General features: G+C 43.7%; 14 protein-coding genes and 1 other annotated feature. All 14 genes read left to right on the forward strand.

Going from position 1 to position 14,481, the window contains the following annotated elements; all coding sequences use genetic code 11:
• Positions 1–19: 19 nt before the first annotated feature.
• Positions 20–676, forward strand: a complete 657-nt coding sequence (gene sigH / locus IRB79_RS01860; protein ID WP_009336536.1) for an RNA polymerase sporulation sigma factor SigH — start codon at positions 20–22, stop codon at positions 674–676.
• Between the two features lie 99 nt (positions 677–775).
• Positions 776–919, forward strand: a complete 144-nt coding sequence (gene rpmG, locus IRB79_RS01865) for a 50S ribosomal protein L33 (protein ID WP_009336538.1) — start codon at positions 776–778, stop codon at positions 917–919.
• Between the two features lie 136 nt (positions 920–1,055).
• Positions 1,056–1,238 (forward strand): preprotein translocase subunit SecE, encoded by a 183-nt coding sequence (gene secE, locus IRB79_RS01870; protein ID WP_113885251.1) that lies wholly within the window; start codon positions 1,056–1,058, stop codon positions 1,236–1,238.
• A gap of 132 nt (positions 1,239–1,370) precedes the next feature.
• The gene (gene nusG, locus IRB79_RS01875; protein ID WP_243506481.1) at positions 1,371–1,904 is read left to right on the forward strand and encodes a transcription termination/antitermination protein NusG; all 534 of its coding nucleotides are present in this window, start codon (positions 1,371–1,373) and stop codon (positions 1,902–1,904) included.
• 211 nt (positions 1,905–2,115) lie between these two features.
• Entirely contained in the window at positions 2,116–2,541 is a 426-nt protein-coding gene (gene rplK, locus IRB79_RS01880) for a 50S ribosomal protein L11 (RefSeq protein ID WP_009336545.1), read from the forward strand.
• 199 nt (positions 2,542–2,740) lie between these two features.
• A complete protein-coding gene (gene rplA / locus IRB79_RS01885; RefSeq protein WP_113885250.1) occupies positions 2,741–3,439 on the forward strand; it encodes a 50S ribosomal protein L1 in 699 nt (232 codons plus the stop codon).
• A gap of 51 nt (positions 3,440–3,490) precedes the next feature.
• Positions 3,491–3,630: a sequence feature (ribosomal protein L10 leader region), on the forward strand.
• A 33-nt stretch (positions 3,631–3,663) separates the two neighbouring features.
• Positions 3,664–4,164 (forward strand): 50S ribosomal protein L10, encoded by a 501-nt coding sequence (rplJ, locus tag IRB79_RS01890; RefSeq protein WP_243506482.1) that lies wholly within the window; start codon positions 3,664–3,666, stop codon positions 4,162–4,164.
• 57 nt (positions 4,165–4,221) lie between these two features.
• Complete coding sequence (rplL, locus tag IRB79_RS01895; RefSeq protein ID WP_221876820.1) at positions 4,222–4,587, forward strand: 50S ribosomal protein L7/L12; 366 nt, start codon at positions 4,222–4,224, stop codon at positions 4,585–4,587.
• Between the two features lie 170 nt (positions 4,588–4,757).
• Entirely contained in the window at positions 4,758–5,360 is a 603-nt protein-coding gene (locus IRB79_RS01900) for a class I SAM-dependent methyltransferase (protein WP_243506483.1), read from the forward strand.
• A 373-nt stretch (positions 5,361–5,733) separates the two neighbouring features.
• Positions 5,734–9,288: a DNA-directed RNA polymerase subunit beta gene (rpoB, locus tag IRB79_RS01905; protein ID WP_221876822.1), complete on the forward strand. Its 3,555-nt coding sequence runs from the start codon at positions 5,734–5,736 to the stop codon at positions 9,286–9,288.
• A 126-nt stretch (positions 9,289–9,414) separates the two neighbouring features.
• Positions 9,415–13,014, forward strand: coding sequence for a DNA-directed RNA polymerase subunit beta' (gene rpoC / locus IRB79_RS01910; protein ID WP_243506484.1), 3,600 nt, complete (start codon positions 9,415–9,417; stop codon positions 13,012–13,014).
• Between the two features lie 156 nt (positions 13,015–13,170).
• Entirely contained in the window at positions 13,171–13,419 is a 249-nt protein-coding gene (locus tag IRB79_RS01915; RefSeq protein ID WP_243506485.1) for a 50S ribosomal protein L7ae-like protein, read from the forward strand.
• 103 nt (positions 13,420–13,522) lie between these two features.
• On the forward strand, positions 13,523–13,945 hold the full coding sequence (rpsL, locus tag IRB79_RS01920) for a 30S ribosomal protein S12 (protein WP_009336562.1): 423 nt from the start codon (positions 13,523–13,525) through the stop codon (positions 13,943–13,945).
• Positions 13,946–13,987: 42 nt separating this feature from the next.
• On the forward strand, positions 13,988–14,458 hold the full coding sequence (gene rpsG, locus IRB79_RS01925; protein WP_009336565.1) for a 30S ribosomal protein S7: 471 nt from the start codon (positions 13,988–13,990) through the stop codon (positions 14,456–14,458).
• The last annotated feature ends 23 nt before the right edge of the window (positions 14,459–14,481 follow it).

Genomic DNA, 14,481 nt, shown 5'->3' on the forward strand with positions numbered 1-14,481 from the left:
TACGGTCGGGGGGATCCTAGTGAGTGCTGACTTCAAGACAATCGACGAAAATCTTATAGACTTTATCCAGCTTGAGGACGAAGAAATAGTTGAGCTCGTGCATAAGGGCGAGAGTGAGGCGCTGGATTATCTGATTCATAAGTACCGCAATTTTGTCCGGGCAAAAGCAAGATCCTATTTTTTGATTGGTGCAGATAAAGAAGATATTGTACAAGAGGGAATGATCGGCTTGTACAAGGCGATCCGCGATTTTAAAGAGGACAAGCTGTCCTCGTTTAAAGCGTTTGCCGAGCTGTGCATCACCAGGCAAATCATTACCGCCATCAAGACAGCGACCCGCCAAAAGCATATTCCGCTGAACTCTTATGTGTCCTTGGACAAGCCCATTTATGATGAGGAATCGGACAGGACGCTTATGGACGTAATCTCTGGGGCGAAGGTTATGGACCCTGAAGAGCTGATTATCAACCAGGAAGAATTTGATCACATTGAAGTGAAAATGTCCGAGCTTCTGAGTGACCTTGAACGAAAGGTGCTTGCCCTTTATTTGGATGGGCAGTCCTATCAGGAAATTTCCGAAGAACTGAACCGCCATGTTAAATCGATTGACAATGCCCTGCAGCGGGTGAAAAGAAAGCTGGAAAGATATTTGGAAGTGCGTGAATTTTCCCTGTAGACAGAATTTCCCAACACCTTGCTTTTTTTGCAGTTATTGACATGTTTTGGGGTGCGTGTTAAAGTTTTAAGGGCGTAATGTGACTTAGTAGGTGGAAATATGACTAAAAAGGTAATTTTGGCTTGCTCTGTATGTGGTTCCAGGAATTATTCCACTGCAGGCAAAAATGATTCTGCAAGGCTGGAACTGAAGAAGTTCTGCAGCACATGCAGTGCTCATACGATCCATAAAGAAACAAAGTGATTATATAGATAAGAAGTTTGCTCTTTTAATAGCCTGAAGCCTGAGCGTTTTATGCAGACAGGAAGATTGGTCTGATTTTGAAGCCGCTTTCGCTTCTTGTTAAAGGATATATCTCTTGAAAGTTGGGGGTTACGAAATGCAGCGCATCGTGAATTTTTTCCGTGAAGTTGGCCGAGAAATGAGAAAGGTCAGCTGGCCTAAACGCAAAGAGCTGACAAACTATACTGTTACCGTTCTTGCTACAGTTACGTTCTTCGCTCTGTTTTTTGCAGTGATTGACCTGGGAATTTCTGAATTGATTCGTTTAATTCTTGAATAACCCCTGAGTTTCCATGGTATAATGGAGAATAACACAGGAAACATTTGCAAAGCCCGGAAACGGGTTTTTTAATTTGGTCAAAAATAATAAATTGTTGAATACAGGGAGGGAAGGACGAACAAGTCCTCATAAATGGAAAAGAATTGGTATGTTGTTCATACGTACTCCGGCTATGAAAATAAAGTCAAAGCCAATCTGGAGAAACGTGTTGAATCGATGGGAATGCAAGATAAGATCTTCCGCGTGGTAGTTCCGGAAGAAGAAGAAACAGAATTTAAAAACGGCAAGAAAAAAGTAGTGAAGCGCAAAGTCTTCCCTGGTTATGTACTAGTAGAAATCGTGATGACGGATGATTCCTGGTATGTAGTAAGAAATACTCCGGGTGTAACTGGATTCGTAGGTTCAGCAGGTTCAGGCTCAAAGCCGACTCCGCTATTGCCGGAAGAAGTTACGAACATTCTTAAGCATATGGGTGTTGAAGAAGCCCGCTTTGATATCAACTTTGAGATCGGTGAAACAGTTCAGGTGAAAGAAGGTCCGTTTGCGAACTTCACAGGCAGCATTGAAGATATTGATAAAGATAAAGCGAAGATTAAAGTGCTTGTTAACATGTTTGGCCGTGACACTCCAGTTGAACTTGATTTTTCACAGATTGAAAAACTGTAAGAAGCAGCCTGCTGTGAAAGTACTTTTATATATCTTTGTAAAAAAACTTGAAATTGCCTTTGAAAAGTGATAATATTTCAAAGGTCAGTATGTCTCGGCCAAAGAGACTGGACAATAGTTAAAAGTTCTTTATCTTAATATAAAGACTATAAGTTGAGTGGGAGGGAATTTTCCCTATTACCACATCACGGACTTTAAGGAGGTGTGTCTCGTGGCTAAAAAAGTAATCAAACTTGTAAAGCTGCAAATCCCTGCAGGTAAAGCAAACCCTGCACCACCAGTAGGACCGGCACTAGGTCAAGCAGGTGTTAACATCATGGGATTCTGTAAGGAATTTAACGCTCGCACAGCTGAACAAGCTGGCTTAATCATTCCTGTTGAAATCACGGTTTTTGAAGACCGTTCATTTACATTTATTACGAAAACTCCTCCTGCTGCAGTTCTTCTTAAGAAAGCGGCTGGAATCGAGTCTGGTTCTGGTGAACCAAACCGTAATAAAGTAGCAACAGTCAAGCGTGACAAGGTACGCGAGATTGCTGAAACAAAGATGCCTGATCTAAACGCTGCAAGCGTAGAAGCTGCAATGCGTATGGTTGAAGGTACTGCACGCAGCATGGGTATCGTTATCGAAGACTAATCCATGCATGAAGCAGATTTAGGGATGAGGTTGCGACGCTGAATTTGTTTCACTCGCAACCTTTGTTCTGTCTAGCGCAGGCGCCTTATGGGCGCCTCCGCTTTTCGGTATCTAGCTGCGGCGCCTTTGACCGAGGCGCCTCCGCTTTTACTCGTGGGAGGTTATTCCGCTAAAACCACAATCAAGGAGGAAATAAAAAATGGCTAAAAAAGGTAAGAAGTACGCAGAAGCTGCGAAGCTTGTCGATTCTTCAAAAGCTTACCCAATTGCTGAAGCAATTGAACTTGCGAAGAAAACTAATTTTGCAAAATTTGATGCAACTGTTGAGGTAGCATTCCGACTAGGCGTTGACCCTAAGAAAGCTGACCAGCAAATCCGTGGAGCGGTTGTTCTTCCAAACGGAACTGGTAAAACTCAGCGCGTTCTTGTTTTCGCTAAGGGTGAAAAGGCGAAAGAAGCAGAAGCTGCTGGAGCAGATTTCGTAGGTGATTCTGAATACATCAACAAAATCAGCCAAGGCTGGTTCGACTTTGATGTAATCGTTGCTACACCTGACATGATGGGTGAAGTTGGTAAACTTGGCCGCGTATTAGGACCTAAAGGCTTAATGCCAAACCCTAAGACTGGCACAGTTACTTTTGACGTTCAAAAAGCAGTTAACGAAATCAAAGCAGGTAAAGTTGAATACCGTGTTGACAAAGCTGGTAACATCCACGTGCCAATTGGTAAAGTATCTTTCGAAGACGAAAAGCTTGTTGAAAACTTCAACACTATTTTCGATACAATGATGAAAGTGAAGCCTGCTGCTGCTAAAGGAACTTACATGAAGAACGTTTCTGTTACTTCTACTATGGGACCTGGCGTAAAAGTAGATCCTTCATCTGTTGCAGTAAAATAATTACAATTGACATTCTAAAATACATGCTGTAATATGTATTTTGTTGTTAAAAATATAATAACATTTGTGCCGTAGACAGCAGGTGCTTGATTGCTTAATTTCCTGCCGAGGTATTACGATAGAATTGCTTTTTCTTGCTATTGTATACTTCCTCCATGTCTGCAAAGTCGTGGGGGTTTTTTATTGGACGGTATGAATGTAGAAATTCTACAGGAGGTGTAAGGATGAGCAGTGTTATCGAACAAAAGAAACAAATCGTAGAAGAGATTGCTGATAAGCTTAAATCAAGTTTATCAACAGTTGTTGTTGACTACCGTGGTCTTACTGTTGCTGAAGTTACTGAACTTCGTAAACAGCTTCGTGAAGCTGGCGTAGAATTCAAAGTATACAAGAATTCAATGACTCGCCGTGCTGCTGAAGCTGCTGAACTTTCCGGTTTAAACGAAGCTTTAACTGGACCTAACGCAATCGCGTTCAGCACAGAAGATGTAGTTGCTCCAGCGAAAATCATTAATGATTTCGCGAAAAAGCATGAAGCACTTGAAATTAAAGCAGGTGTAATCGAAGGGAATATCGCTTCGGTAGAAGATGTCAAAGCTCTTGCTGAACTACCATCACGCGAAGGCTTGCTATCTATGCTACTCAGCGTACTTCAAGCACCTATCCGCAATCTTGCTCTTGCTGCAAAAGCTGTTGCAGATCAAAAAGAAGAACAAGGCGCGTAAGTTAATTCTAGCGTTAAACTAATAGATTCAAACCAAAAATAAGGAGGAAACATTATCATGACTAAAGAACAAATCATTGAAGCAGTTAAATCTATGACTGTTTTAGAACTAAACGACTTAGTAAAAGCAATTGAAGAAGAATTTGGTGTAACTGCTGCTGCTCCTGTAGCAATGGCTGGTGGAGCTGCTGCTGGCGGCGCTGCTGAAGAACAAACTGAATTTGACGTTGTTCTTGCTTCTGCAGGCGACCAAAAAATCAAAGTTATCAAAGTGGTACGTGAAATCACAGGTCTTGGACTTAAAGAAGCAAAAGAACTTGTTGACAACACTCCAAAAGCTCTTAAAGAAGGCGTTTCTAAAGAGGAAGCTGAAGAAGTTAAAGCTAAGCTTGAAGAAGTTGGAGCTGGCGTTGAAGTTAAGTAATAGCCTTTATGAAAAGCCCGCTGCTTAAGCGGGCTTTTTATTTTGGGATTAAATATACATTGCACTTTAACTTTTTGCTTTTTAGTGGGCAATCCTATATAATTCCTTCGAAACCACTTAATTGTGATTCTCCTATTTTCTTCTTATATATTCTCCCTGGAGGTGATTTCATGTCTGAACACTACTATTCCCAAACGCAAAAAGTTGAAAGCAGTCCTAAAACCTGGAGTTATACTCTGAAGGAGTATCCATTCCGCTTTAAAACCGATAATGGTGTTTTTTCAAAGGGTGAAGTGGATTTCGGTTCAAGATTATTAATTGAGACTTTTGAACAGCCGGAAGCTGAAGGGAACATTCTTGATGTCGGCTGCGGATACGGGCCTATTGGGCTGACTGCAGCAAAGCTAATGCCTGAACGGACAGTTCATATGGTTGATGTGAATGAGAGGGCGCTTGATCTTGCGAAGGAAAATGCTGAAATGAATGGCATTAAAAATGTGCAAATCTATGAAAGTGACCGCCTTGAAAATACAAAAGGTAATAAGTTTGCGGCCATTCTGACAAACCCGCCAATCCGAGCCGGGAAAATGGTTGTTCATGATATTTTTGAACAAAGTTTTAATTCGCTGATTTCTGGAGGAGAGCTATGGGTTGTCATCCAGAAAAAGCAGGGTGCACCATCTGCCATCGATAAACTGACAGAGTTATTCGGCGAAGTGGAGACGGCAGAAAAGAAAAAAGGCTATTTTATTTTAAGAGCAAAAAAAGATTGACTTGACTTTTTTGCTATGATAGTATTGTAAAATGCCAACATATTATATTTCTATTTATAACTAAATTTATCTAATAGTTGTATAAATTTGGTTTTAATGGGAATGCTAACAAAATAATAGTCGTATTGTGAAAATGTGGTTTTTGAAGTGAAAACCCTTTTTCTTTTTGTCTTATAAGAATGGAGGCTTGGCTTATGTCCCTCTGCATTCTCGGGAAAAGCCCAGCTTCTAAGCCAGTTCGCTGGCTGCTCTTTGCGCCATCGGTTTCGGGTCTAAAGCTTGTCGCCGATAGGCAGGCGCTCTCTAGCTTTTCTTATAAGATGATATAAATTGCTATTAGCAACAATAACGCTTGATTTGAGGGGTGAATCAGTTGACAGGTCAACTAGTTCAGTATGGACGACACCGCCAACGTAGAAGTTACGCACGAATCAGTGAAGTTTTAGAATTACCAAATCTAATCGAAATCCAAACCTCTTCTTATCAATGGTTTCTTGATGAGGGTTTACGAGAAATGTTCCATGATATTTCTCCGATTGAAGACTTTACTGGTAATTTGTCGCTTGAATTTATTGATTACAGCCTTGGCGAACCAAAATATTCCGTTGAGGAATCGAAAGAACGAGATGTTACATATTCTGCACCTTTACGTGTGAAAGTGCGTCTTGTAAACAAAGAAACAGGCGAAGTTAAAGACCAGGATGTCTTTATGGGTGACTTCCCGCTTATGACAGAGACAGGTACGTTCGTTATTAACGGAGCGGAGCGTGTCATTGTATCCCAGTTAGTACGTTCACCGAGCGTATATTTCAGTGGAAAGCTTGATAAAAACGGGAAAAAAGGCTTTACAGCAACCGTAATCCCGAACCGCGGCGCATGGCTTGAGTATGAAACAGATGCCAAAGACGTCGTATACGTCAGAATAGATCGTACTCGGAAACTGCCCGTTACGGTTCTTTTGCGTGCACTTGGGTTCGGCTCTGATCAAGAGATCATCGATTTGATTGGAGACAACGAGTACATTCGCAACACTCTTGAAAAAGATAATACTGAAAGTACAGAGAAAGCGCTACTTGAAATTTATGAGCGCCTTCGTCCGGGCGAACCGCCAACGGTCGAAAATGCGAAAAGCTTGCTTGTCTCAAGATTTTTCGATCCAAAGCGCTATGACCTGGCGAATGTTGGACGCTATAAGATCAATAAGAAGCTTCATATCAAAAATCGCCTGTTCGGTCAAAAACTGGCTGAAACGCTTGTGGATCCAGAAACAGGCGAAATTATTGCGGAAAAAGGCGTTACGCTTGACCGCCGCACATTAGACCGGATCCTTCCTAACCTGGAGAAGGATATCGGCTTTAAAACCGTAAGCCTTTTGGGCGGAGTAGTAGATGATGAAGTATTGCTTCAGTCTATTAAGATTTACGCGCCTAATGAAGATGGCGAAAAAGTCATCAATGTAATCGGCAATGCCTACGTTGAAGAAGCAGTGAAAAACATTTCACCTTCTGACATCATTGCATCAATCAGTTATTTCTTTAACCTTCTGCATTCTGTAGGAGATACAGATGATATCGACCATCTTGGAAACAGACGTCTTCGTTCAGTCGGAGAACTATTGCAGAACCAGTTCCGAATCGGTCTTTCCCGTATGGAGCGTGTGGTCCGCGAGAGAATGTCCATCCAAGATACAAATACCATTACACCTCAGCAGCTGATTAATATCCGTCCTGTTATTGCGTCAATTAAAGAGTTCTTTGGAAGCTCACAGTTGTCCCAGTTCATGGATCAGACAAATCCGCTTGCTGAACTGACACATAAACGCCGTCTTTCTGCGTTAGGACCTGGTGGTCTGACACGTGAACGTGCCGGCTTCGAAGTACGTGACGTTCACTACTCTCACTATGGGCGTATGTGTCCGATTGAAACGCCGGAGGGACCAAACATCGGTTTGATTAACTCCCTATCTTCATTTGCGAAGGTAAACCGTTTCGGATTTATCGAAACACCATATCGCCGAATTGACCCTGAAACAGGGAAAGTTACATCCCGCATCGACTATCTGACAGCTGATGAAGAGGATAACTATGTAGTGGCCCAGGCGAACGCACTTCTTGGTGACGATGGTTCATTCCTTGACGAAGAAGTAGTAGCCCGTTTCAAAGGGGAAAACACAGTTGTGAAACGCGACCGTGTTGACTACATGGATGTATCGCCTAAACAGGTAGTTTCTGCTGCGACGGCATGTATTCCATTCTTGGAAAATGATGACTCCAACCGTGCCCTAATGGGAGCGAACATGCAGCGTCAGGCTGTGCCTTTGATGCAGCCGGAAGCGCCAAGAGTTGGTACTGGTATGGAATATGTATCAGGTAAAGACTCGGGTGCTGCAGTTATCTGTAAGCATGAGGGAATTGTTGAGCATGTAGAAGCGCGCGAAGTTTGGGTTCGCCGCATTCAAAACGTGGATGGGCAGGAAGTTAAAGGCGATCTTGATAAATACAGAATGCTTAAATTCATCCGTTCCAACCAGGGAACTTGCTACAACCAGCGCCCAATCGTTGCTGTAGGCAACCGTGTAACAAAAGGAGAAATCCTTGCTGACGGACCTTCCATGGAACTTGGTGAACTGGCGCTTGGACGCAACGTTCTTGTCGCGTTCATGACATGGGATGGATATAACTACGAGGATGCGATCATTATGAGTGAGCGCCTTGTAAAAGATGATGTTTATACATCTATCCATATTGAAGAATATGAATCAGAATCACGCGATACAAAGCTTGGACCTGAAGAGATCACAAGAGATATCCCTAACGTTGGGGAAGATGCACTGCGCAATCTGGACGAACGCGGAATTATCCGCACAGGTGCGGAAGTAAAAGATGGCGACCTTCTTGTTGGTAAAGTGACTCCTAAAGGGGTAACGGAACTGACAGCTGAAGAAAGGCTATTGCACGCAATCTTTGGTGAAAAAGCACGTGAAGTCCGCGATACTTCCCTTCGTGTGCCACACGGCGGCGGCGGTATCGTACTGGATGTTAAAGTGTTTAACAGGGAAGACGGAGATGAGCTTCCTCCAGGTGTAAACCAGCTTGTACGTGTATATATCGTTCAGAAGCGTAAAATCTCTGAAGGGGACAAGATGGCCGGACGCCACGGTAATAAAGGTGTTATCTCCCGTATTTTACCGGAAGAAGACATGCCTTACCTGCCGGATGGCACTCCAGTAGACATCATGTTAAACCCTCTTGGGGTACCATCGCGTATGAACATTGGACAGGTGCTTGAGCTTCACCTTGGTATGGCTGCCAGAGCACTGGGCATTCACGTAGCATCTCCTGTATTCGATGGTGCCCGCGAGGAAGATGTGTGGGCAACGATCGAAGAAGCAGGCATGGCGCGTGATGCAAAAACTGTTCTTTATGATGGACGTTCAGGCGAGCCGTTTGACAACCGTGTATCAGTTGGTGTCATGTATATGATCAAACTGGCGCACATGGTTGACGATAAGCTCCATGCCCGTTCAACAGGACCTTACTCTCTTGTTACGCAGCAGCCATTGGGCGGTAAAGCTCAGTTTGGCGGACAGCGTTTCGGTGAGATGGAGGTTTGGGCACTTGAAGCATATGGTGCTGCCTATACACTTCAGGAAATTTTAACAGTTAAGTCCGATGACGTCGTTGGACGTGTTAAGACTTATGAATCAATCGTCAAAGGCGAGAATGTTCCTGAACCAGGCGTACCGGAGTCATTCAAGGTACTAATCAAAGAACTTCAAAGTTTAGGTATGGATGTTAAGATCCTTTCTGGCGATGAAGAAGAAATTGAAATGCGCGACATGGAAGACGAAGATGATGTTCAGCAGGCTGAATCATTGACAATCGCTCCGGAAACGCAAAACGAAGAGCAAGCAGTTACGAAAGAATAATTTAATATAAATTCCTTAATCCCTGGGCGCTCCGCCAAATGGCGGAGGCTGCTGGGGATATTATTGGCACTTTTGCTGTTTGAGCAATAAGGGTAAAACCCGGAGATCAAAAGGGAGGTAGGCCCCTTGCTAGATGTAAACAATTTCGAGTATATGAAAATAGGTCTTGCTTCACCGGATAAGATACGCTCTTGGTCACATGGTGAGGTTAAGAAGCCTGAAACGATCAACTATCGTACATTAAAACCAGAAAAGGACGGTCTATTCTGCGAACGCATTTTCGGACCGACGAAAGACTGGGAATGTCACTGCGGAAAGTATAAGCGTGTTCGATACAAAGGCGTTGTCTGTGATCGATGCGGCGTTGAAGTAACACGTGCAAAAGTGCGCCGTGAAAGAATGGGCCACATTGAACTTGCAGCCCCTGTATCCCACATTTGGTACTTCAAAGGCATCCCAAGCCGTATGGGTCTTGTGCTGGACATGTCTCCGCGTGCACTTGAGGAAGTTATTTACTTCGCTTCTTATGTTGTAACGGATCCAGGCGATACGGCTCTTGAAAAGAAGCAGCTGCTTTCTGAAAAAGAATACCGTGCATACCGCGAAAAGTACGGAAACAAGTTCCAGGCATCCATGGGTGCTGAATCCATTAAGAAACTTCTTTCTGACATAGACCTCAACAAAGAAGTAGATACCCTTAAAGAGGAACTGAAAACTGCCCAGGGCCAGCGACGCACTCGTGCAATCAAGCGCCTGGAAGTTCTTGAAGCTTTCCGTGGCTCAGGAAATGAACCATCTTGGATGATTCTGGATGTTCTTCCGGTTATTCCTCCGGAGCTTCGCCCGATGGTACAGCTGGATGGCGGACGTTTTGCCACTTCCGACTTAAATGATCTGTACCGCCGTGTAATCAACCGCAACAACCGCTTAAAGCGTTTATTGGACCTTGGTGCTCCAAGCATTATCGTTCAAAACGAAAAGCGCATGCTTCAGGAAGCTGTAGATGCGCTAATCGATAACGGCCGCCGCGGAAGACCGGTAACAGGACCAGGAAACCGTCCATTAAAATCACTGTCTCATATGCTTAAAGGGAAACAGGGCCGTTTCCGCCAAAACTTGCTTGGTAAGCGTGTTGACTATTCCGGACGTTCGGTTATCGTCGTAGGACCAAACTTAAAAATGTACCAGTGCGGACTTCCAAAAGAAATGGCATTGGAATTATTCAAGCCATTCGTTATGAAGGAATTGGTGGAAAAGGGCTTAGCTCACAACATCAAGTCTGCAAAACGCAAGATCGAAAGAGTGCAGCCGGAAGTTTGGGATGTTCTTGAAAGTGTTATTAAAGAGCACCCTGTATTGCTAAACCGTGCCCCAACTCTACACAGACTCGGTATTCAGGCATTCGAACCGACATTGGTGGAAGGACGCGCTATTCGTCTTCACCCGCTTGTATGTACTGCTTACAATGCAGACTTTGACGGTGACCAAATGGCTGTTCACGTACCTCTTTCAGCAGAAGCACAGGCAGAAGCCCGCTTGCTGATGCTGGCAGCACAGAACATCCTGAACCCGAAAGACGGTAAGCCAGTTGTTACTCCTTCACAGGATATGGTATTAGGTAACTACTACCTGACCCTTGAAAGAGCGGGCGCTGTTGGCGAAGGCATGATTTTTAAAGATACAAGCGAAGCACTGCTTGCCTATCAGAATGGCTATGTGCACTTGCATACAAGAGTAGCTGTCCATGCTGGATCCTTAAATAATCAGACGTTTACTGAAGAACAAAATAAAAAGCTTTTATTAACTACGGTTGGTAAGCTTATTTTCAACGAAATTCTGCCTGAGACATTCCCGTTTATTAACGAGCCTACAAAAGAAAACCTTGAGATTGAAACTCCTGCGAAATATTTTGTAGAGCCTGCTACTGATGTAGCTGCTGTTATCAAGGAAATGCCTCTAGTAGATCCGTTTAAGAAAAAAATCCTTGGAAACATCATTGCGGAAGTCTTTAAACGCTTCAAAATCACTGAAACGTCCAAAATGCTTGACCGCATGAAAAACCTTGGATTCAGGCACTCCACAAAAGCCGGTATCACAGTCGGTGTTGCTGATATCGTAGTATTAAGGGAGAAGCAGGAAATTATCCAGGAAGCACAGGGCAAGGTTGATAATGTCATGAAACAGTTCAGACGCGGTCTTATTACCGAAGACGAGCGTTATGATCGTGTTATTTCAATCTGGAGTGCAGCGAAAGATAATATCCAGGCAAAATTGATGAAGTCATTGGATAAATCCAACCCAATCTTCATGATGAGTGACTCCGGTGCCCGTGGTAACGCGTCCAACTTCACTCAGTTAGCTGGTATGCGCGGACTCATGGCCAACCCGGCTGGACGCATCATTGAATTGCCGATTAAATCAAGTTTCCGTGAAGGCTTAACAGTACTCGAGTACTTTATTTCTACACACGGTGCCCGTAAAGGTCTTGCTGATACAGCTCTTAAAACGGCTGACTCGGGTTACCTGACTCGCCGCCTTGTTGACGTTGCGCAGGATGTCATTGTTCGTGATGATGATTGCGGAACTGACCGCGGATTGCTGATCGCATCCCTTAAAGATGGTACTGAAGTCATTGAAGCGCTGGAAGAGCGTCTGATTGGCCGTTATGCAAGAAGAAATATCAAACACCCTGAAACAAAAGAAGTGATTGTACCTGAAAATGGCCTGATCACTGAAGATATCGCCACTGAGATTGTCTCATCCGGCATTGAAGAAGTGTGGATCCGTTCTGCATTCACTTGTAACACACGTCATGGTGTATGCAAGAAATGCTACGGCCGTAACTTAGCTACTGGTCAAGAGGTTGAAGTTGGTGAAGCAGTAGGTATCATCGCTGCCCAGTCCATCGGTGAACCAGGTACACAGTTAACGATGCGTACGTTCCATACCGGTGGGGTAGCAGGAGATGATATCACTCAAGGTTTACCGCGTATCCAGGAAATTTTCGAAGCGCGTAACCCTAAAGGCCAGGCGGTTATTTCTGAAATTGACGGTGTGGTAGTTGGCATCAATGAAGGCCGCGACCGTCAGCATGAAATTGTTGTTCAGGGTGAAGTGGAGTCCAAGACTTATACAGCACCTTATACAGCCCGCTTAAAAGTAGCTGTAAACGACGAAGTAGTGCGTGGACAGGAACTAACTGAAGGTTCTATTGACCCTAAAGAGTTAATTAAAGTGAAAGATGTAACAGCTGTTCAAGAATACTTGCTGCGTGAAGTTCAGAAGGTATACCGCATGCAGGGTGTTGAAATTGGCGATAAGCACATCGAGGTAATGGTCCGCCAGATGCTTCGTAAAGTGCGTGTAATTGATGCGGCAGAAACAGATGTACTTCCAGGTACTCTGCTTGATATCCATCAATTTACGGATGCCAATGAGAAAGCCCTTCTTGCTGGAAAAATGCCTGCAACAGGACGTCCGGTTCTGCTTGGTATCACAAAAGCATCTCTTGAAACAGATTCATTCTTATCAGCAGCATCCTTCCAGGAGACGACAAGAGTTCTTACCGATGCTGCGATTAAAGGCAAGCGCGATGAGCTTCTTGGCCTAAAAGAGAATGTAATTATTGGTAAACTTGTCCCAGCCGGAACAGGTATGCAGCGATACAGAAGGGCAGAGCCTTATACAAACGAGGAAACTGCTGAAGATACTGTTACTGTAGAATAATGTAATCATTGCGGTGCTTGCTTATTTACCAGCAAGTACCGCATTTTAAAGTGAATAAATGAAATAAAAATCATTTTGCTTGTTGACATCGAAAAATGAAGATGGTACTATAGCAAAGGTGCTCCTATTCACCGGATACTTTGGAGGATGTCGTAAATGTCTTATGATAAAGTATTGCAGGCAAAAAGTTTTATTGTAGGAACAAAGCAAACAGTCAAAGCTCTTAAACTGGGAACCATCGATGAAGTCGTAGTCGCCAGTGATGCTGATCCTAGGGTTACAGCTAAAGTGGTTAGTACAGCGAATCAGATGAACGTTCCGATTGTGTATGTGGATTCGATGAAAAAGCTCGGTAAAGCATGCGGAATCGAAGTTGGGGCAGCAGCTGTTGCCATATCTTTTTAAAAACTGTTTTTGTAGATTGCTATCTGCAAGAACTTTGTTTTTGCATCAAAATGAACCACCTGGATGTGTGGGCTTAAACAAATTCGAAGGGAGGAAAAATCAAATGCCTACTATTAACCAATTAGTGCGCAAGCCTCGTCAAACTAAGTCAGAGAAGTCAAATTCACCAGCTCTTAACAAAGGCTACAACAGCTTCAAGAAAGCTCAAACAAACGTAGCTTCACCTCAAAAGCGTGGTGTTTGTACTCGTGTTGGTACTATGACTCCAAAGAAACCGAACTCTGCATTACGTAAATATGCTCGTGTTCGTTTAACAAACGGTATCGAGGTTAATGCTTACATCCCTGGTATCGGACACAACCTTCAAGAGCACAGTGTTGTTCTTATCCGTGGAGGACGTGTAAAAGACTTACCGGGTGTGCGTTACCACATCGTGCGCGGCGCTTTAGATACTGCTGGTGTTAACAACCGTATGCAAGGCCGTTCTAAATACGGTGCTAAGCGACCAAAAGCAGCTAAAAAATAATTCTAAACAATAGACAACCATCTTTGAAAGGAGGAACAATCCATGCCACGTAAAGGTCCTGTAGCAAAAAGAGACGTATTGCCGGATCCGATTTACAACTCAAAGCTAGTTAGCCGTCTGATCAACAAAATGATGATCGATGGTAAGAGAGGTAAATCTCAAGCTATTCTTTACTCTGCGTTCGATATCATCAGCGAGCGCACTGGCAAAGAGCCAATGGAAGTTTTCGATCAGGCGCTTAAAAACATCATGCCTGTACTTGAAGTAAGAGCACGCCGTGTAGGTGGAGCTAACTACCAAGTACCAGTTGAGGTGCGTCCTGACCGCCGTACTACTCTTGGTCTTCGCTGGTTAGTAAACTATGCGCGTCTTCGCGGAGAAAAGACTATGGAAGAGCGTTTAGCTAACGAAATCCTTGATGCAGCTAACAACACTGGTGCATCTGTTAAGAAGCGTGAAGATACACACAAAATGGCAGAAGCGAACAAAGCGTTTGCTCACTACCGCTGGTAAGATATACAGCTTAACTAAAATAA

The sequence above is a fragment of the Cytobacillus oceanisediminis genome (assembly GCF_022811925.1).
Classification (GTDB): Bacteria; Bacillota; Bacilli; order Bacillales; family Cytobacillaceae; genus Cytobacillus; species Cytobacillus oceanisediminis_D.